At 42.1% G+C, this 20,457-nt stretch carries 15 protein-coding genes and 1 tRNA gene; 11 read left to right on the top strand and 5 right to left on the bottom strand.

Features of this window, described 5'->3' with window-relative positions; genetic code table 11:
- Window positions 1-382 precede the first annotated feature (382 nt).
- Window positions 383-619 carry a hypothetical protein gene (locus tag G496_RS0112615; protein WP_027179598.1) on the bottom strand — a complete coding sequence of 79 codons (237 nt, stop codon included), beginning with the start codon at window positions 617-619 and terminating at the stop codon, window positions 383-385.
- Between the two features lie 480 nt (window positions 620-1,099).
- Between G496_RS0112615 and G496_RS0112610 the strand changes: the two genes are divergently transcribed.
- The 3 genes from G496_RS0112610 to G496_RS21350 all read left to right on the top strand — a co-directional run bounded on the left by G496_RS0112610 (window position 1,100) and on the right by G496_RS21350 (window position 4,171).
- Window positions 1,100-2,662 carry a Gfo/Idh/MocA family oxidoreductase gene (locus G496_RS0112610; protein WP_342665380.1) on the top strand — a complete coding sequence of 521 codons (1,563 nt, stop codon included), beginning with the start codon at window positions 1,100-1,102 and terminating at the stop codon, window positions 2,660-2,662.
- Between the two features lie 10 nt (window positions 2,663-2,672).
- Window positions 2,673-3,713 carry a non-hydrolyzing UDP-N-acetylglucosamine 2-epimerase gene (wecB, locus tag G496_RS0112605; RefSeq protein WP_027179596.1) on the top strand — a complete coding sequence of 347 codons (1,041 nt, stop codon included), beginning with the start codon at window positions 2,673-2,675 and terminating at the stop codon, window positions 3,711-3,713.
- 98 nt (window positions 3,714-3,811) lie between these two features.
- Window positions 3,812-4,171: a hypothetical protein gene (locus G496_RS21350; protein ID WP_211233847.1), complete on the top strand. Its 360-nt coding sequence runs from the start codon at window positions 3,812-3,814 to the stop codon at window positions 4,169-4,171.
- A gap of 391 nt (window positions 4,172-4,562) precedes the next feature.
- On the opposite strand, the gene G496_RS0112595 is transcribed toward G496_RS21350, so the two are convergent.
- Window positions 4,563-4,649, bottom strand: a tRNA-Leu gene (locus G496_RS0112595).
- Between the two features lie 344 nt (window positions 4,650-4,993).
- Between G496_RS0112595 and G496_RS0112590 the strand changes: the two genes are divergently transcribed.
- The 4 genes from G496_RS0112590 (at window position 4,994) to G496_RS0112575 (ending at window position 9,387) form a co-directional block, all read left to right on the top strand.
- Complete coding sequence (locus G496_RS0112590; protein WP_027179594.1) at window positions 4,994-5,677, top strand: DUF554 domain-containing protein; 684 nt, start codon at window positions 4,994-4,996, stop codon at window positions 5,675-5,677.
- Between the two features lie 64 nt (window positions 5,678-5,741).
- Complete coding sequence (locus G496_RS0112585; RefSeq protein WP_027179593.1) at window positions 5,742-7,913, top strand: SpoIIE family protein phosphatase; 2,172 nt, start codon at window positions 5,742-5,744, stop codon at window positions 7,911-7,913.
- Complete coding sequence (locus tag G496_RS0112580; RefSeq protein WP_027179592.1) at window positions 7,910-8,758, top strand: hypothetical protein; 849 nt, start codon at window positions 7,910-7,912, stop codon at window positions 8,756-8,758. The genes G496_RS0112585 and G496_RS0112580 overlap by 4 nt, the downstream gene beginning before the upstream one ends.
- Before the next feature lie 29 nt (window positions 8,759-8,787).
- Window positions 8,788-9,387, top strand: coding sequence for an LOG family protein (locus G496_RS0112575; RefSeq protein WP_027179591.1), 600 nt, complete (start codon window positions 8,788-8,790; stop codon window positions 9,385-9,387).
- A 76-nt stretch (window positions 9,388-9,463) separates the two neighbouring features.
- Here the strand turns inward: G496_RS0112575 and G496_RS0112570 are convergent, their stop codons facing one another.
- A complete protein-coding gene (locus G496_RS0112570) occupies window positions 9,464-10,756 on the bottom strand; it encodes a cyclic di-GMP phosphodiesterase (protein ID WP_034633211.1) in 1,293 nt (430 codons plus the stop codon).
- Entirely contained in the window at window positions 10,753-11,934 is a 1,182-nt protein-coding gene (locus G496_RS19665) for an HD domain-containing phosphohydrolase (RefSeq protein ID WP_051295021.1), read from the bottom strand. The genes G496_RS0112570 and G496_RS19665 overlap by 4 nt, the downstream gene beginning before the upstream one ends.
- A 233-nt stretch (window positions 11,935-12,167) precedes the next feature.
- Here G496_RS19665 and rocD point away from each other — a divergent pair, with 233 nt between their 5' ends.
- The 4 genes from rocD (at window position 12,168) to G496_RS0112545 (ending at window position 19,906) form a co-directional block, all read left to right on the top strand.
- Window positions 12,168-13,355, top strand: coding sequence for an ornithine--oxo-acid transaminase (gene rocD, locus G496_RS0112560; protein WP_281171280.1), 1,188 nt, complete (start codon window positions 12,168-12,170; stop codon window positions 13,353-13,355).
- A 311-nt stretch (window positions 13,356-13,666) separates the two neighbouring features.
- The gene (locus tag G496_RS0112555; RefSeq protein WP_027179588.1) at window positions 13,667-14,629 is read left to right on the top strand and encodes an AEC family transporter; all 963 of its coding nucleotides are present in this window, start codon (window positions 13,667-13,669) and stop codon (window positions 14,627-14,629) included.
- Between the two features lie 198 nt (window positions 14,630-14,827).
- On the top strand, window positions 14,828-15,463 hold the full coding sequence (locus G496_RS0112550; protein ID WP_027179587.1) for an HAD family hydrolase: 636 nt from the start codon (window positions 14,828-14,830) through the stop codon (window positions 15,461-15,463).
- A gap of 240 nt (window positions 15,464-15,703) precedes the next feature.
- On the top strand, window positions 15,704-19,906 hold the full coding sequence (locus tag G496_RS0112545; protein ID WP_245577920.1) for a hybrid sensor histidine kinase/response regulator: 4,203 nt from the start codon (window positions 15,704-15,706) through the stop codon (window positions 19,904-19,906).
- A gap of 53 nt (window positions 19,907-19,959) precedes the next feature.
- Here the strand turns inward: G496_RS0112545 and G496_RS0112540 are convergent, their stop codons facing one another.
- Window positions 19,960-20,376: a secondary thiamine-phosphate synthase enzyme YjbQ gene (locus G496_RS0112540; RefSeq protein ID WP_027179585.1), complete on the bottom strand. Its 417-nt coding sequence runs from the start codon at window positions 20,374-20,376 to the stop codon at window positions 19,960-19,962.
- Window positions 20,377-20,457 lie beyond the last annotated feature (81 nt).

Raw genomic sequence — 20,457 nt, 5'->3', positions numbered from 1 at the left:
TTAATATTCTATTTTTAAGTATCTTACCTATATGTTAACTAAATTTTTTATTTCTGATCCATTTAGTTAAATCAGAGAAGCATAGTGTAAAAAAGGACTAATGTTTCCTATTTCTATACTGGTTAGATCAAAAAACAAATATTAAGAAAATATATTTAAATTTTCAGAGGGTAATAGACTATAACGAATATACATTTTGCTTTAGCTGTTATCAATTTGATCAACTATTATAGTTTTATAGAACAGATATTAAAAGGATATCAACTAGGTAGATATAAATACAAATCCAGATAAAAGAACAGAGGAAGGTCACCCCTCCCCTGTTTTAAAAATTCATTAACAGCTGGTCAGCTTAAGCATATAAAATAATTCAAACTAAAAATCAGATATACTGCCAGACCTTATCAATTTTAGTTTCCCTGACTGCAACGGCACAAAGATCGGTGTAGGCAATTTTCACAAGCTCAGCACGAAATCTATCCTCACTCTGTTCCTTATTGAAAGCTTCCATAACAGCGACAGCTTCGCTAAAACTGCGGGTTTGCGGAGCACTACCGTCATGTGTCCGAGGATGGTAACCTCTATAAATACTTTGAATATCTTCTTGTCCGTTACTCATTTTATTTCCTCATGAGTTCGTAGTTTTATGCCTTAGAGCCTTTTCAACCAACGACCGTAATCCGGCCATAGTATAGTTTTCATCAGGTGGTACTAAATTCTATTAAATGTCGTTCTTGAGCCTGTAGAACATAAAGCTTAACAAGCCAAAAACATTTGCACCGCCACTATTCTTTTTCCTGTTATACCAATACACGGAAGACTACAATTTAGAGCTTTACGCCTAAGCAATTACGCCAAGTGGAAAACAACATCGAGACAATATGACCCATAAGAATAATAAAATTTAGTAAAAAAACATGTGACTGAGCCAACATCAATCCGAATGATTCCTGTCACTTGCTGATGTTATACTTTAAACTGATTGACAAGAAAATATCTTAATGATTCAATATTTTGCGATGATTATTCTAGCAGGCTGTGCCGAAGGACTTTGCTATACTTAAACATAAAAAACACAGCATTACTCCAGGGGACAATTGTGAAAAAAAATATAGCCGTAATTGGGACAGGATACTGGGGCAAGAACCTTGTCCGTAATTTTTACCAACTCGGAGTCCTGCGGGCAATGTGTGACAGCACCACAGATACTCTCGTTGCAATGTCTGAGCAGTATAAGGGAGTGAAAACAACCACTTCTTACCAACACATTCTGGATGACCCAAAAATCGAAGGCATAGTCATCGCCACTCCGGCTGAAACACACTTCAAACTAGTAGAGAAAGCTCTTGATGCGGGCAAAGATGTGTATGTTGAAAAGCCGCTTGTTTTAAATGAAGCCACTGGTAAAAAACTGATTGCGCTGGCAAAAGAAAAAGAACGCATCCTTATGGTTGGGCATTTACTGCACTACCATCCGGCATTCATCCGCCTGAAAGAGATGGCTAAGGACGGAAAACTGGGACGCATCAACTACATTTACTCCAACAGACTGAACCTCGGAAAAATACGCCGGGAAGAAAACATCCTTTTCTCCTTTGCCCCTCATGATATATCTATGATCCTTTCATTGGCCGGAGAACTTCCGGAATCCGTCATGGCAACAGGCGGAAGCTATCTGCGCAAGAAAATAGCCGACGTAACCACTACACATCTGGATTTCAATTCCGATCTGAAAGCACATATCTTTGTTTCATGGCTGCACCCCTTCAAGGAACAGAAACTGGTTGTAGTCGGTGACAAAAAAATGGCCGTTTTTGACGATACAAAACCATGGGATGAAAAACTTTTAATATACTCACACTCAATTGAATGGAAAAACGGCTCCCCTGTTCCGCTTAAGGCCGATGCAGAAAAAGTAGACATTGAGGAAAAAGAGCCCCTGCGCTCAGAATGCGCCCAGTTCATTGACTCCATCAAAACCAGAAAAGAGCCCTATACTAACGGAATTGAAGGCCTCAATGTCCTTAAAGTGCTCAATGCGGCACAACTGTCTATGAACGAAAACGGCAAAGTAATCAAAATTTCCGAAAAACAGGATAATGAGGAATGGTTTGCCCACGAGACCGTGGTTATAGATTCAGGCGTGACCATTGGCGCTAAGACAAAGATTTGGAATTTTTCCCACATTCTGGGAGATGTGAGCATAGGTGAGCGTGTATCAATAGGGCAGAATGTTGTTGTCGGCCCTAACGTCTCCATCGGCAACGGCTGCAAAATTCAAAACAACGTCTCCGTATACAACGGTGTTACCCTTGAAGATGATGTTTTCTGCGGCCCAAGCATGGTCTTCACTAATGTCTTCAACCCAAGAGCACACATACCAAGGATGGATGAACTACGTCCTACTTTGGTAAAAAAAGGGGCCACACTCGGGGCCAACTCCACAATTGTCTGCGGTGTCACCATCGGGCAATATTCAATGATCGGCGCGGGAGCCACCGTAACCAAAGACGTTAAACCCAATGCATTGATGATCGGCACCCCAGCCCGGCAAACAGGGTGGGTGTGTGATTGCGGGGTAAAGCTAGGCGAGGACCTGTTCTGCGAATCCTGCAATCTGCAATATGTAAAAACAGACGACGGAATCGTCAAAGCCGGGTGAAGAGAGCCATATGAAAAACATTGTGACTATAGTTGGAGCGCGCCCCCAGTTTATTAAAGCCGCCCCTCTGGGAATGGCATTGGCCAAGGTTGAAAACTTTCGCCACAGTCTTATCCATACAGGCCAGCACTTTGATGCCAACATGTCGAAAATTTTCTTCACAGAGCTAGGCATTCAGGCTCCTGAAGTCAATCTGGGTATCAACGGCAAAACTCATGGAGTACTAACCGGACGCATTTTGGAAGCTCTTGATGAAATCCTACCTCAGCTGAAAGCCGACATGGTCATCATCTACGGAGATACCGACAGTACCCTCGCCGGTTGCCTGAGCGCTGTAAAAATGCATATTCCCGTAGCCCACATCGAAGCTGGCCTGCGTTCATTCAATCGCAAAATGCCCGAAGAAGTGAACCGTGTTCTTGTGGATCATGCCAGCGACCTCCTGCTCTGTCCCACAAAAGAAGCTATGAAAAATTTAAAAGAAGAAGGTATTACGGACAAAGCTCACAATATAGGGGATGTTATGTATGACATGTGCCTACTGGCTTCCCGTAAAGCTGGAACAATATCCACAATACTTGAAAAGCTGGCCCTGAAAAAACAGGGCTACAATCTGGCAACAATTCATCGTGCAGAGAACACGAACTCAAAGCAGACACTTCAGGCCGCAATATCTTATATTAAAGAAGCCGCACAAAGCAAACCGGTTATTTTCCCACTCCACCCGAGAACCCGTATTGCAGCAGAACGCTTTGGGATTTCACTTGCAGGATTGACCACGATTGACCCGGTCGGATATTTCGACATGATTCAACTTCTTCAGCATGCGGCGACTCTTTATACGGATTCCGGAGGACTGCAAAAGGAAGCTTTCTTTTTACAAACCCCATGTATTACCCTTAGAGACGAAACCGAGTGGGTCGAAACAGTAGAAGCCGGCCACAATAGATTGTGGCACACACCCAATTTTCTTCCCAAACGCGACATAGCCCCCTATGGAGACGGGCATGCAGCAGAACAAGCGATTAACATCATTAAGGAATATTTCTAAAAACACGCAGTAGGAAACATATCCTTTCTAAATTCAGAGCCCAACTCTACCCCGGCCACGTCACTGAATATGCTTATGCGGAACGACAAGTCCGGGGTATGGTTGTACAAAAAAACGACATCTACTATCCTCATACATCCCCAGATACTCACGCCTTTTATCTGAACGCAGTTTGTTCAATATACAAAAATAGTGATCAAAGCGTTCTACCGGACATCCTGAATTTAAGTGCCCTGCTCCTTGCTTTAAATAATCAGAACAAAACCGAGCCTGTGAAAAAGAGCAAGGAATACTGCCCCCTAGTGCTGAGTGAAAAGTACAGAGAAAACCCTAAATACTTTTTATTACGCGATAGTAGCCACGAGTTTGAGGAAAATTTCTGTGTAGGGGGTTATGTTTGTTGTCCTTTTGTACCAGTGGTATTCAGGGGCATAACTCATTACTATTCCTGGAGTTAAAATTTATCGTTAAAAGACAAAAATCTTACTGAGGTACAGATGCTAGAAATATGGATTTTATTTAAAAAATACTGTGACACTCTCGGTAACGCGACTTGGAGACCGCTTTGGAACAAATTTCTGAATAAAATAGTCCCTTTTGACGTCGCATTTGATGCGGCTTGTCGAAAGGACTCTACCCAAAAGCCATCTGGTCTTATGAAAAAAATCTTGATTGCAATAATTACAGCATTTGTAACTGTAGCAGCCACGATTTTTTTCACTAAAATTTTGTAGACTGCAATCTAGCAGAACTTGGAAAATTCCCCACAAAAAAAAGTTGTACAGAAATCCTGCAAAACACCACAAAAAAAGGACTTACAGTCATAAAACTGTAAGTCCTTATATTATCTGGTACCGGGAGAGAGACTCGAACTCTCAAGGGCGTGAACCCGGCGGATTTTGAGTCCGCTGCGTCTACCAATTCCGCCATCCCGGCATGTAGAGAGCTTTACTTATTTAAAGTAAAAACCGGTGTCAAGTCTATTTATTTCAATCACTCATTTTTTCAGCTCAAAAAAATCATTTTTAATAAAAAGTTACGTTTTTTATATAATATCTGTAATCGAAGGCTGTAACCTTATTTCACAACCAGATATCTACAATTGCAGAACGGTAAAAAAGTGATAACCAATTGCTTAGGATAAAATCATAAAGTTAAGCAGGATAACCATATCTAATAGCAACTCTGCAACTCATCACCCTTTTTTAGGCTTGTATTGCTTAATATCTGCTGATAGGCGTTTTTGATTCCATCCAATTATAATCTTCAAGGTAAATAAAATGATCCCTTATGGTTCCATCGTTAACAGTGCCGCCATAATCGGCGGCTCCATGATCGGTATTCTCTTAAGAAGCAGGTTTCCGGAAAACATCAGACAGATAGTTTTTCAGGGACTCGGACTCTGCACTATTCTTATCGGTTTGCAGATGGCCTTAAAAGTTCAGAATATTCTGATCATCATATTCAGTATACTCATAGGCGGAATTATCGGTGAACTGCTTAAACTTGATACTTTATTTGAACGCCTTGCACAAAAACTCAAAAATATTGTAAAATCAGAAAACTCTGCTTTTACCGACGGGCTGATTACAGCCTCGCTGATATTCTGCATCGGAGCAATGGCTATAATAGGCTCATTTGATGAAGGAATTCGCGGCGATACAACTGTGCTCTACACTAAATCCATACTGGACGGTTTTGCTTCTATTGCATTGGCCTCCACTTATGGAACAGGAGTTCTCTTCGCCTTTATACCGGTACTTGTTTATCAGGGAACTCTGACCATTTTTGCTCAAACATTTCAGGCATGGTTCACACCGTTGATGATTGACCAGATGACAGCGACAGGGGGACTGCTTATTTTAGGAATTTCAATGATTCTCCTTGAAATAAAAAAAATAAACCTTTCAAACCTTCTGCCCTCTCTTGGTGTGGTAATAGTTCTCACAGTTTTTTTCAGTTGAGCTAAAATTAATTTAAAAGGGATAATCCTTGTATAGAAGACTTCTAACTGACTAATATAAAGACATGAAAATCAGGTGGAAATTACTACTGATACTTCTTGCGTTTTCACTCATTCCACTGCTTGTGATGCGCATTCATAGTGTCAACAGTCTTACCTCTCTTGGTAAAGACCTTCAGAATCAGACCAGAATCACCCTTCTGGATCGGACCATGGAAGATTTCACCCACCTTTCAAACAGTATAGCTGAAATAATAAACATTGAAGGCAGACTTTACCGCACCTCATTGAAATCTATACAAATACGTGCAGAGCAGCTTTTAAATGACAATGAAACTCTAGGAACAAAGCTCAATCCATTTATAATCACTCCAGAAAAGGAATTAAACACCCCGAAATTAGCACCGGACCCGAACTACAAAAAATTGAACCTGAGAAGACGGCAAATGATGTCTGGAAAATCAGACCGTCCCGTGTTCTCTGATCTTCCCATATCCAAAACGAATATATCATTCTGGATTCCTGAAGGACTTGATGTCAGCCAGGTCATGCCACTGATAAAAAAGCTGGAACCGCTCCTGCTTTTGTTCCAGTCCTGTAATGGAACCCTTGAAGACCTTTTTTTGTGGCTTGAAATTAATCTGGATAACGGCCTTACAGTATCTTATCCGGCACACAATTCTTTTCCGCACAAATACGACCCGAGAATAAGCCACTGGTACAAAGAACTTAAAAAGACCCGCCAAACAAGCTGGAGTCTCCCCACAACAGACCCCGCGACACGTTCCCTTGTTCATAGGTTGACGACACCTCTGCTGGACAAGGAAGGGCATTTTATAGGTTCAGCTTCTATTGTTGTTCCAGTCGATTCACCGGTAGATCACAAGTCCATAACCAGATTCACCGGTGAAATGAGCACATTTCTGGTTTCAACCAATTTTGCAGCCCCTCAAAAAGACAGACTGCTTATTCTTGGTAAGTACGGTTCTAATAGAAAAATTGATTCAGGTTCCCAGCCTATGGGACATTTCTGGCAGACACCTGAAAGGGAAGAATGGCTCTACGAAGAAAGTCCGGAATTTAAAACTCTTGTTACCGACATAAAAAACATGAATCCCGGAGTGCTGCAGATGCCCTTTGCCGGAAAACAGTCTTTATGGACTTATAATCCTGTCAACAACGGTCTGGCCATTCTGCTGGTGACCCCTACAGCGACTTTAACAAGAGAAGCAGATGCGGCTGAACAATACGTTAAAAGCAGTATTTCAAGCCACATATATACTGTCACCATCATTTTCGGGGTAACCATACTCACCCTGCTGGCATCAGCCTACCTGCTCTCCATGGGGCTCTCAACGCCAATCAGAAAAATTTCCGCAGCAGTCAACCGTATTGCTAAAGGAGACTGGTCCACACGGGTTGATATAAACTCAACTGATGAACTTGGAGAGCTGGCGGATACGTTCAATCACATGGTGCCCCAGCTGAAAGAAAGAGCGGCCATCCTACAGGCTCTTTCCCTTGCTGATGAAGCCCAGAAAAATTTCCTGCCGGATAAAATGCCGGAACTTGAGCGGGCTGATATTGCAGCTAGCTGTGTCTTTTCTGAAAAAACAGGTGGAGATTATTATGATCTGGTTGACAGCTCCATCTGTGGCAAGGATAAATTTGCTATGAGCATTGGTGATGTTTCAGGTCATGGAATAGCTGCGGCACTTTTGATGACAACGGCCGGAGCCTACCTGAGAGCACTGACTGGAAGCTACAACCTTGTTGAAATAGTCAAGAAGACCAACCGCCTGCTATCAAGGGACTGTGCCAAATCCAGCAACTTCATTACTATGATGACAGCTGTATGTAATCTTGACAAAATGACCCTTAAATGGATCAGGGCCGGTCATGATCCGGGTATGCTTTATACCCCTGAAACAGACGAGTTCAGGGAACTTATTGGAGAAGGTCTGGCTCTGGGAATTGACCCTGATTATGACTATGAAGAGAACGTCACCAGAATTGAGCCGGGACAGGTTCTGGTGCTGTACACCGATGGTATATGCGAAGCGCACAGCCCGGCAGGACTTCAATTCGGTAAAACAGGGATTAAACAAACAATCAGAGACAACTGGGAAAAACCTGCGGAAATGATCGTAAAAAAAATGCAGGCGGAAGTAAAAAAACATTGTGCAGAACTGCCAACCGAAGATGACTATACCGTTATCGTGGTAAAATTTTTATGAAATACTCCATTTATGAGCTGGCAACCTACATTTTCGACCCCATTCATTATTTCTGGGAAAAACCAAAAACCCAGCGCTCCGTGGCCGGACTGCTTATCCTCTGCTACATTGGAGCACTTGCCGGTATAGAGCTTGCCAGACATGGATTGCTGCCGGACTTTCTGGCAATAAAGACTCCCGACAATCATTATCACGCCATAGGTATAGCCTTTACCATGGTCCTTATCCTTGAAGTCATAAGTCTTATATTTATATTACCGTGCTCTTTTTCAAAAGCTCTGGGAAAACAGTTTGAAATTCTCTGTCTGATATTGATGCGTGATTCATTTAAAGAATTAGTCAATTTCCCTGAACCAATTTATTTTACAGGTAATTTTGAACCGATCCTGAAATTACTTTCAGATGGAATGGGGGCTTTTATTGTCTTCGTCCTTCTGGGAATTTACTACAAAATACAAAAACCGGGCTTGAAACTTACGCCTTCAAGAAGATTCAGATATGTGTCCATGAAAAAATTACTGGCACTGATTCTGCTCGCAACCTTTGCAATCCTAGGAATATATGATGCAACTGCTCCGCTGCGCGGTGAGCACAGGTTTCAATTTTTCAGCACTTTTTACACCATACTCATTTTCAGTGACATTCTCCTCGTACTCATCTCTCAGAGATTTCTACCCTCATTTCAAGCCGTTTTCAGAAACTCTGGCTTTGCGCTGGCGACCCTGCTAATCCGCATGTCTCTTGCCGCACCACCATATTACAATGCTATTTTAGGAGTCAGCTCTGCGGCTTTTGCTGTGCTGCTGACTCTTGCTTTCAATACTTTTTACCGAAAAGAAGGTTAACCGTTAACCAGCTAATATCAGGAGATAAAATGAAAAAAATATGCGTATTCCTCGGCGCAAACCCCGGAAACAGCGAAATTTATACCGAGGCGGCCCGGAATCTCGGACAGGAACTGGCTAAAAGAAATATCACCACTGTTTACGGTGGATCGAACATGGGTCTGATGGGTGTTCTTGCTGAAAGCGCACTTGCCGCAGGAGGACGGGTTACAGGAGTCATCCCTGAATCTCTGGTCAGAAAAGAAGTCGCTCATAACGGTTTGAGCGAACTTCATGTGGTCTCATCAATGCATGAAAGAAAATCTATGATGGCCAAAATATCAGATGGTTTTATTGCTCTTCCCGGAGGAATCGGAACACTTGATGAATTTTTTGAAATTTTCACCTGGGCACAGCTTGGTTTTCACGGCAAACCCTGCGGTCTCCTGAATATCGGCGGCTATTATGATAAGATGATGGATTTTCTTGATAGCGTGGTGCAGGAAGGATTTCTTAAGCAGGTTCACAAGGACATGGTTATCCTCGGGTCAACACCTGAAGAAATTCTTGATTCATTTTCAAATTATTCACCACCTTCAGTAACCAAATGGACTGAAAAAGAACTGAAAGATAAAAGTCTAAGACATTAAGCGAGTTAGATAATTCAAAGCTGGACAGAAGATCATCACCCTCTGTCCAGCTTTTTTTAATTATAATCCACTGAAATCAATCTTTTTTATCCAACTTTGTAGGATCTACGAAATATGTAATTCTGGTCCGCGGCGATAGGTAATCATAAACCTCCAGCGGCAAATCTCGCGGATGAATAGAACCTTCTACTTCAAGATCATTTTCCTCTCCCATATCGATAATGATAGCCTCATTTTTGGGAACCTGAGGATCATAGATTACTAGACTCGGCGCCAAAGGTTTTCCAAGATTAACAGAGATAACCATACCAATAAGTCCGGTATTCAAACGCACGATTGTACCCGGAGGATAAATGCCCATACAGTGAATAAAAAGAGTGAGAATTTCTTTTTCAAACTGTCCGTCCAGCTTGGTAAACATATACGAAAGAGCTTGATACGGGGTCATGGAGTTAGCCGGATCACTTTTATTGATCAGGCCGTCATAAACATTGGCAACAGCTATAATCCGGGCAAGCCTGTTGATTTCCTCACCTTTGAGCTTTCTGGGATATCCACGCCCATCCCACCTTTCATGGTGCTGATACACAACCTGCATCGAATTTTTAGGGAAATCAGGTTCTTTGGATAAAATTTCCACACCCAGAAAAGGATGCCTGTGCAAGACCTTCAGCTCGGCAGATGTAAACTTACCCTGTTTTCTGGTAATGCGCTTATCAATTCCTGATTTACCGAGATCATGAAAAAGAGCCCCGAAGCTCAGGTCATGCAAATCCTTTTCATCAAGACCGCAGGATTTTCCCAAGATAAGAGAAACAACCGTTGTGTTCAAAGAGTGGTAATATAAATTATCAACGTTGCTATCATAAAAATTAAGAACATGAAGAATAGACTCACTATCTTTGCTGAAATATCCGCTAAGCTCCTTGGAAAAACGGCGTGCTTCTTCTATATATTGTGAATTTCCCCTGTTTATCGATTGCATCAGGTTTTCAATTTCGTGGATCGAAGTTGAATAATACCGCTCAGTCCTTTGAATCCTGTCCCGTTTTTCCTTGAGCCGCTCCATGCGCTTCTTTTTTAGAGCGAACATCTCATCATTGATATCACTTGATTCGTTTACGGAAGGTTTGGCTTTAGGGCGCACTTTCTTTTTTTCAATGGGTGGAATTGTGCACCGACCCAAAATACACACCACATATTCAAGGCCTAAGGACCTCAAAGTTTCAATCTGCTCCTCATCCTTTATACGAAAGCTGCTCATAAGAAACGGATGCCTGTACCACGGTATTCCCTCTAGACGTATGAATACCCCCGGACGAAGCTGGTCAATCTCAACCTTGACCTCTTTCGGACCTTCACTACTCATTTGCAACACTCCGCGGAACCATCATTTACTCTCCTGTCGGAGGATTCTTTAATCAAAACTTTTTTTGTTATATCAAGCATGTTTTCAGCATGCTTATGAATGTAGTCTATGACTGTTTCATTCAGTTTCTGACCTTTGGATACCAATTTTATTTTTTTACCGTCTATTTTGCCGATAATATCCTGAGCCAGCACCATTCCGGCTTCAAGTCCAAGGGGATAAACTTCACGGATATAAAATTTAGCTTCTTCACCAAGAACTTTCTCCAAAGTCCCAAGGACCTTCGGATCATAGCGTCCTTCGCGCAATTTTAAAATTGAAACAACTTCGCCGATAACTCGGTCGCCGCTTAAAAGACGGTCATAATCAGAGACAACTCTTAAAATTCTTGACCCCAGAGGCAGGCTGTCCCCGGCCAGTCCGGAATCAGTAATTTCAAGGCTGTAATCTTCCTCCTGACTGGAGAGTATTTCAGTTACCTTTTCGAAACGCGGGATACGGCTAATCAACCGAGCGGAATCCCTTGCATGGACTTTGAAATTTTTATGATCATTCCCGGTAAGAATCTGTCCCCGACCTAATTTTTCAAGCAGATCTTCAGATAAAAAAATGTAACCCAGAATGGAAAGGGAAGCAGCAGCTTCAGTAGCCCATAAATCAGGATCATTCATTTCAAGGGCTATGGAACGAGCCAAGGGCAATATTCTGGAAGTTCTGTCATAAAGTCCGGGACGGAGGATTGAAGCGACATCTCCTACCATTTTGACGATACTGTTAAGGGTGTTACCCATAAGCTCCTTTTCTGCGGAAATGAGCCTGTGCTGAACAAACGCTTCGCGTAAAGCCTGTGAGAGATCCTTTTTATTGCATGGTTTAATCAGAACTTTAAAAACTTTGCAGACATTCACCGCTTCCAGAAGAACTGAAGTATCCGCCTGCCCGCTTAAAAGAATTCGTACTGTCTCCGGGCTTTCTTCCAAAGCTTTTTCCAAAAATTCAAGTCCGTCCATACCCGGCATTCTGTAGTCTGAAATAACAACAGGAAAAGGGCCGCAGGCGTGAAGTAACTTCAGGCCCTGTTTACCGTCTTCGGCTGTATAAACATCAAGCTTGTTTTTTGCCATATTCTCGAAAAGATTCAAAAAAGCGACGTCATCATCAACAAGCAGGACTTTCATACTTCCCCCGGAAAACAAAGTTTTAAAGCAGAATTATAGAAAAAAGATTCACCTATTCATCTTGCCTGTTACTATTTCTTACTTAGCACACTTTTATATTAACTTTAACACAAGCTTTAATTTTATAAAATCTACCTTTGCTGATTATTTCCTCTGCTTTCCCCAAGGTTATATAGATGCTATACTGCTAATAATTTAAACTTTCATGGAGAATCAAATGAAATATAATTTTATTGAAATTGAAAAAAAAACTCGGAGCGGATAATTACAAACCATTGGACGTAATCCTTTCCAGAGGTCAGGGAGTCTGGGTCTACGATATAGACCAAAAGAGATATATGGATTGCCTCTCGGCATACTCAGCTGTAAATCAGGGCCACTGCCATCCCGCAATCCTTAAGGCCATGCAGGAACAGGCTCAAAAACTAACCCTGACATCAAGGGCGTTTAGAAACGATCAGCTGGCTCTTTTCTATCAGGACATTTGCGAACTGACCGGATCGCATAAAGTTCTGCCTATGAACAGCGGAGCCGAAGCGGTGGAGACTGCTGTAAAAGCTGTCAGAAAGTGGGGATACGAGGTCAAAGGAATTCCGGAAAACAGAGCGGAAATAATAGTCTGCGCCGACAATTTTCACGGACGCACAATAACAATTGTCGGTTTCTCCACAGATCCGGTTTCAAGATCAGGCTTCGGTCCTTTCACTCCGGGATTTAAAATAGTCCCTTTCGGAGACGCCAAGGCCCTTGAAAAAGCTATCACCCCGAATACCGTGGCTTTTCTGGCAGAACCGATACAGGGGGAAGCCGGAGTAATTATTCCACCGGACGGGTACCTCAAAGAGGTTAGAGAAATTTGTTCTTCCGCAAACATAATGCTGATACTCGATGAAATCCAGACCGGGCTTGGCAGAACCGGTAAACTGCTGGCTGAGGAACATGAAAATATTGAAGCCGATCTGACTCTTGTCGGAAAAGCTCTTTCCGGCGGTTTTTACCCTGTCTCGGCAGTTCTTTCCAATAATGAAGTTTTGGGAGTTCTCAAGCCGGGGGAGCACGGTTCCACCTTTGGTGGAAATCCACTTGCCTGTGCAGTTGCCCGTGCCGCGCTTAAAGTGATTAAAGATGAAAATCTTGTTAAAAATGCTGCTGAGATGGGTAAATATTTTCTTGATGGCCTTAAAAAGGCAGAGAATAATCAGATAAAAGAAATCAGGGGTAAAGGACTTCTGATGGCTGTCGAATTCAAGCCGGGAGCAGGAGGAGCGCGCAAGTATTGCAGGAATCTTCAGGATCAGGGGATTTTGTGCAAAGAAACCCATGACAACATAATCAGATTTGCTCCACCGCTGGTTATAACACGCGAAGAAGTGGATTGGGCTTTAGATAGAATTATTCCTGTAATTTCAAAATCCGAATGACACGCAAGCTGATTTTTATACATACTATATATAACTGACGCGATTGAAACAATACGGAGAGCATCAGTATATAATTTTAGATATACTGATTAACATCCTATAAAATAAAGGATATCAGCCTCTGCTCTTCATTGCGGACTACACTTTGTTCCAAAAAATGAAACTCAGTCTTAATATTAATGATACAATCATAGTAGAAATTTCAATTTGACTTTTCCGACTGATAGGTACGAACTACCGGGGATTGAGCACAGCCATGTTTAAAAGTCATCACTGGAACACAATAAAATTAACAATCAAACAGCTTAAAAATGTTACATTCACTAATTCTGATCCTGCCGGTTTTTCTGATACTCTTTCTGGGTGTCATAATCGACATTGCAAACATCCTCCCCAAACAGACCGGATCAATCCTTGGAGGATATGTTCTATACATTGCCCTTCCGATACTGCTTATCCGGGTGCTTGCCGGATCTTCGGTTGACGAAATTCTGCATGGTGGATTCTGGGCCGGAGTAATTTCCGCACAACTGATAATTTATGTCATAAGCTATGCCGGAGAATTTTTTATTTCAAAACGGGGACATGGCAACGCAGCTTCCATAGCAATGGCATGCAGTTGCTGCAATGTGGCTTTCATAGGCCTTCCGGTTATCATGACTCTTTTTCCCGGCAATCATGAAGCCCTAGTCGCAGCCGGAATTGCAGTAATTACCCCTAACGCCATTTCAATACCATGTCAGATTCAAATGGAATACCTCACGGGAAAAGATGGTGACGACAAAATAGCTAAAATAGTGAAAGCCGTGCTGCTAAACCCGCTTATGGTAGGAACAGTAGTCGGTTTTATTCTATGTTTTTCCGGTGTCCATATCTGGCAGCCACTGGATAAGGCGGCGAAGATGGTTGGAGACACTACCGCCCCCTGCATGCTCCTTGCACTGGGGCTGGACCTGAGAAAAAAAGTTCGCGTAGCCCTGTCCGGCAACTGGAAATCAGGAATCCCCCGTTTTACAATCGCATCAGTAATAAAACTCGTGGTTAACCCTATTGTAGCATGGTATATGCTCTCCCTATTCGGCGTCAGCGGTATATGGCTGGCTGTCGGTGTTATACAGTGCGGCACGGCAACAGCTCTTGTTACTTATGTCATCTCTGAAATTTATGGTTTTATTTCTGAAGAAGTTGCAATGATTGCAGTTATTACCAATGTTCTTAATCTGGTTACACTGACGATAATAGCCGGAATCCTTCAAAATGCCGGAGTAATGTAATCCGGGAATTATTAACAGCGCTCCTTCATCAACACTTATCGGTAACTATTTTATAATTGCGTAAAATGGACTGAGGACCGGACTGCCTTGACTTAATCGATGCTATAAAGCATTCACTCACAAGGAAACGGAAACGTCTGGCAGATACAGGCCGTCTGGCACGGCTGAAGAATTAATCACGCAGACAAAGAGAATAAGATGGAAAGCAAAGCAAAAAAACGGTTTTATTTTGATCTGGACGGCACTCTGATCAACTCTCATAAAAGACTGCATGCTCTCTTTAACGAGCTTGTTCCGGAAGGCAGCATTTCTTTTGATGAGTATTGGAAAAACAGACGCGACAACATATCTGATGCCGAGATGCTCAAAAAATTCCATAATGCCGATGAATCCAGACTGGCAGAATATGCGGAGCAATGGCTGAAACACAAAGAAGACGATCACCTTATGGAAATGGATACACCGTATCCTGATGCCGTTGAAGTTCTGAAACACTGCTCTGAAGCAGGGGATGTTTATATCGTCACTGCTCGCAATAATATTCCAAAAGCTGAAAGACAGATAAAAGAAGCAGGCTTTACTCCGTTTGTTACCAGAATGTTGGTAACCGAAAACAAGACAACAAAGCAGAAACTGGTAACTGATATACTTACCCCCCATAAAGACGATGTCTTTGTAGGAGACACGGCAGAAGATATGAATACCGGTAAAGCTCTTGGAGTTTATACGATTGGAATGACCCACGGTTTTCTAAGCAAAGAGCAGCTATTGAAACTCAACCCTGATGACACCGCAGACAATATTCAAGAACTTATCGATAAGTTAAATGTTTAATATGCATATAAAATCATTATCGACAAACCCGGAAACAATGATCCGGGAAGTTTGAAATCTGAAAAGGCTGTAAGAATTCTCTTACAGCCTTTTTTACACTCAATTGATTTAATTCGGAAAAATATATCAACAATTTAAAAATTAATATTTATAATTAATACAATTGAATTTTAAGTATAGTTATGTCTATCATCCGGCAATCGCTATTTATAAAGACACGCATAAGCCCATGGAAAAGACATGTCAGAATCACGTTGTTCTTTTGCTGTGCATAACCATACAATAGCTACTGAATTTAAAGACCCCGTCATGGCAGTAAATTCAACTTTTACTGCTGTCATTTTGCTATTTATACTTTTATTTTCCGCGCTGACCCCATCTGAAGTTCTGGCCTCTAAAAAACATCTGCGTTTTCAAAACCTCTCCATTAATGACGGATTATCACAATCATCTATTCTGTGCATGCTTCAGGATTCTCAAGGCTTTCTATGGTTTGGAACCTATGACGGCCTGAATCGTTATGATGGAATCAAAATGAAAATTTATGGCAACAGGAAAGATAATAAACAGCTGTCTGACAACAACATTCGGGCCATTTATGAAGACAGTGCAGGAATAATGTGGGTCGGCACAAAAGACGGGGGCCTCAACCGTTATAACCGTCTGCTGGATACCTTCACTTCTTTTGTCCCCGATAAAAATGATCCTGACAGTATCTCCGGACGCTACGTTCAATGCATATATGAAGACAGCCGTGGAAATCTATGGATTGGAACGGATAAAGGATTGAACCTTTTTTCCAGAGAAAATAAAAAATTTCAAAGTTACAGGCATAGTGAAAGTAAAACAGACAGCATAAATTCAGATGATGTCAGGGCTATATGCGAAGACAACAGTGGTAATTTATGGATAGGCACAGCAACCGGAATAAGCAGATTTGATCGCCGGAAACAAAAATTTACGAAATATTTTGACCAGTCACCATCCTCAACCCTTGGCGACAATGCTGTTCTGACCCTTTTTGCAGCTAAAGATGGCCTGCTGTGGGTCGGGACTGAAAATTCACTGAAGGTGTTCAATCCTGAGCTTAAAACATTCAAAACCTGTCTGAATGGCCTTGAAATCAATCATATATATAAAGATCGATCCGGAAATTTCTGGATCGGAACATCCAAAGGTCTGGCCTACCCCAAAAACAGCAACAAAACGAACACACTCTCTGCGAAATCGGAATTCGAATTCATACGGCATGAGCCATCCAATCCACAGGGGCTTAACTCCAATCAGATTACCAGAATTATGGAAGATTCCTCCGGGGTGCTCTGGGTCGGCACCTATACGGACGGTGTCTGCAAAGCAACTCCCAAAATGAGAAATTTCATGCTCTTGCAACATCTGGATGGAATAAAAAACAGTCTGTCCGGCAACGAGGTCAGCGCGGTTCTCGAAGATAATGACGGATTGATCTGGATTGGCACCTATACCGAAGGTATTGATATATACAATCCAGAAACGGGTGAAATAATGCCTGTAAACACCAAATCTGCCGGCCCGTGGAAAATTCCATCCAATGCTATAAACTGCCTGTTTCAGGATTCAAAAAATCATATCTGGACAGGAACAAGGGACAAGGGAGTCTTCGTACTCGACAAGGAAAAAGGACTGATTGCAAACTATATCAATGATCCTGAAGATGAATCTACACTCAGTCATAATATCGTCTGGTGGATATACGAAGGAAGCAAAGGCTATATATGGATAGGGACCAGTAAAAAAGGCCTTAACAGGCTTGATCCCGAGACCGGAGAAATCCGCCATTACAGACATGACAAAAAAAATCCCCGTAGTATTGCGCATGACAGGGTCAGAAATATTTTTGAAGACAGCCGTGGTAACCTCTGGATAGGCACCAATGGCGGACTTGACCTTATGGACAGGACGGCTGAGACTTTCAAACATCATCAAAATAACCCTGCTGATCCTGACAGCATATCCAACAATCTGGTCACGCCCATTGCCGAAGCCGCTGATGGAACCTTGTGGATTGGAACGGATAAAGGAATCAACCACTTTTATCCTGAATCCGGAAAATTCAAAAGATATACAATTGAGTCCGGCCTGATCAATGATGTTATTCAGGGTCTGGCCATTGATGCCAAAGGAAATGTCTGGGCGAGTTCATTTAAGGGAATTTCAAAAATTGAGTCTGCAACGGATGAAATAACCAATTACGGAACCTATGACGGGCTTCAACGTGCCGATTTCTGGACAAACGCATATACTAAAGGAGCTAGCGGGAGACTGTACTTCGGAGGACTTAAGGGACTGAATTATTTTTATCCACAGGACATAACCAAAGATGACACCATTCCAACGGTTGTAATCACCGGTATAAGTGTGATGAACTCTCCGTTGAAGCTAAAAACAAATGTGGTCAATACCAGAGAAATAACCCTGTCATACAAAGATGTTATGTTCTCAATCTCATTTGCTGCTCTGGACTACCAGAACCCTGAACACATCCGCTACAAATATAAACTTGCCGGGTTCGATGAACATTGGATCGAATCCTCCTATACCCATAAAGCAACTTTCACCAATTTTGATCAGGGAACTTATGTATTCAAAGTAAGAGCCTGTAATTCTGATGGAGTATGGAACGAAAAAGGTACGGAACTCAAAATAATCATAACACCTCCATTCTGGAAAACATGGTGGTTCTATTCACTGATAGCTGTAGCGGCTGTACTGCTGCTTCTTCTTTTTATTCGCTTAAAAGTCAGAGTTATCACAAAACAAAAGCAGAAACTTTCCGAAGAGGTCAAAGCCCGTACGGCAGAGCTTAAAAAAGAAATTGAGAATCACAGAAAAACGGAAATCCAGCTCGAAAAAGCTATTGTAAAAGCAGAGGAAGCCAATAAAGCAAAAAGCAGTTTTCTAGCCAATATGAGCCACGAGATCAGAACTCCGCTGAACTCAATAATCGGTATGGCTGATCTGTTAAGGGATACCGGGCTTGATTCAGAGCAGAGGGAATATGTCAATATATTCAAATCTTCCGGTGAAATTCTGCTTTCAATCATCAATGACATTCTGGATTTTTCAAAAATTGAAGCAGGATATATCAAGCTTGAGCAGATACCCATTGACCTGTTTCAGGAAGTTGAATCTGTTATGACTTTACAGGCTGTTGCCTCCAGTTCCCGGCAGGTGGAACTGATCTGCCGCTTCGGGGCTGATGTGCCTGAATTCGTTATCGGTGATCCGACTCGTTTAAGGCAGATTCTATTAAATATCATTTCAAATGCCACTAAATTCACCCCTAAAGGTGAAGTAAGCTTATATGTAACCAGAGAGCCTGATGCGGAAAGTGCCGATATGTTGTGCTTTACCATCCACGACACAGGGATAGGGATAGAGCAGGATAAAATCAAAAATATTTTTACTCCGTTTTCTCAGGCAAAATCTTCAACAACAAGAAAATTCGGTGGTTCCGGCCTCGGATTATCCATAAGCAAAAGTTTAACGGAACTTATGGGAGGCAGGATAAAAGCTGAAAGTTCACCGGGCCATGGAAGTACTTTTATTGTTGAGATTCCCCTTCCCCGTGATCCTGAATCAGAATCCCTGCTGGCTCCGGACTTTTCCGGTAAGACTATCCTTGTAGCGGTAAATAACGAGACACTGGCTGAAACTTTGACGGAACTTGTGGAATTATATGGAGCTGAAACAATTTGCTCAACTTCAGCAGTGGAATTTAAAAGCGAGCTTGAAATTGAACGCCGCAAACCTATAGACGCAATTATAGTTGATCAGGAAATTGATGAAACAGACAGTGTTTTTATCCTTGAATCACAGCTAGGTAAAAACAGCATCAACGCTCCTAAATCAATTCTGCTGACCAGAGGTCTCAGCTCGAAAAAAAGAATACAGGGACTGGAATACCTTATACCCGCTTCATGCCCCAAGCCTGTCCCGCGCAGGCTTCTACTGAGACAGTTGATCGACATTATTCACGGTGATGAAGGTTCTGAGATAAACAGTAAGGATGAAACTGAAATTCTGCCGGATTTAAAAATTCTGGTTGCGGAAAACGATATTCCCAGCCGCGAACTTATACGTCATTTTCTAAAACCGTACGGGACAACAATTGTAATGTCCTCTGACGGTAAAGAAGCCTTGAAGCTGGCTCTGAATAATGATTTTGATCTGGTTATGCTTGAAATGGAGATTCCGTCCATGGACGGCTCCAGTTTTCTTGGGCGATTACGTTCGGAAGAAAAAGCTAAAAAGAAAAGCAGACTGCCGGTACTGGCTTTTTCAGCCTACCCTTCTGCCGACAGTAGAGAAAAAAGTATGGATGCCGGAGCCGACAGCTTCATTTCCAAACCCATGGATAAAAACCAGCTCATAAGAGAAATTAAAAAACTTACCCGGAAATAATAAAAACAGGATGCACTGCAATATATAGCCGGCAGTGCATCCTGTTCATTAAATTATTCACCTATAATTTTTACTAAAACTCTTTTACGTCGTCTGCCGTCAAACTCTCCGTAAAAAATCTGTTCCCACGTTCCGAAATCAAGTTTTCCATCAGTAACAGCAACTACAACTTCACGCCCCATAACCTGACGTTTCATGTGGGCATCCGCATTATCCTCATAGCCATTGTGCTGATACTGATCCACCGGGGCATGCGGGGCAAGCTTTTCCAGCCAGACCTCATAATCATGGTGCAGCCCGGATTCATCATCATTTATAAAAACACTTGCAGTAATATGCATTGCGTTGACAAGGCAAAGTCCCTCCTTGATTCCTGACTGCTGCAGACATTCTTCAACCTGAGGAGTCAGATTGATAAATGCTCTCCTGGTGGGGACCTCCAACCAAAGCTCTTTTCGATAAGATTTCATAAAATCTCCATGCCTGTTTTTTAAATTTGAAGGATGAAATGACTTGAAGCCTTGACATCGACATTGTAGAGATGCTTGATT

This window comes from Maridesulfovibrio bastinii DSM 16055 (assembly GCF_000429985.1).
Lineage (GTDB): Bacteria > Desulfobacterota > Desulfovibrionia > Desulfovibrionales > Desulfovibrionaceae > Maridesulfovibrio > Maridesulfovibrio bastinii.
This window is presented reverse-complemented; position numbering and strand designations above follow the sequence as displayed.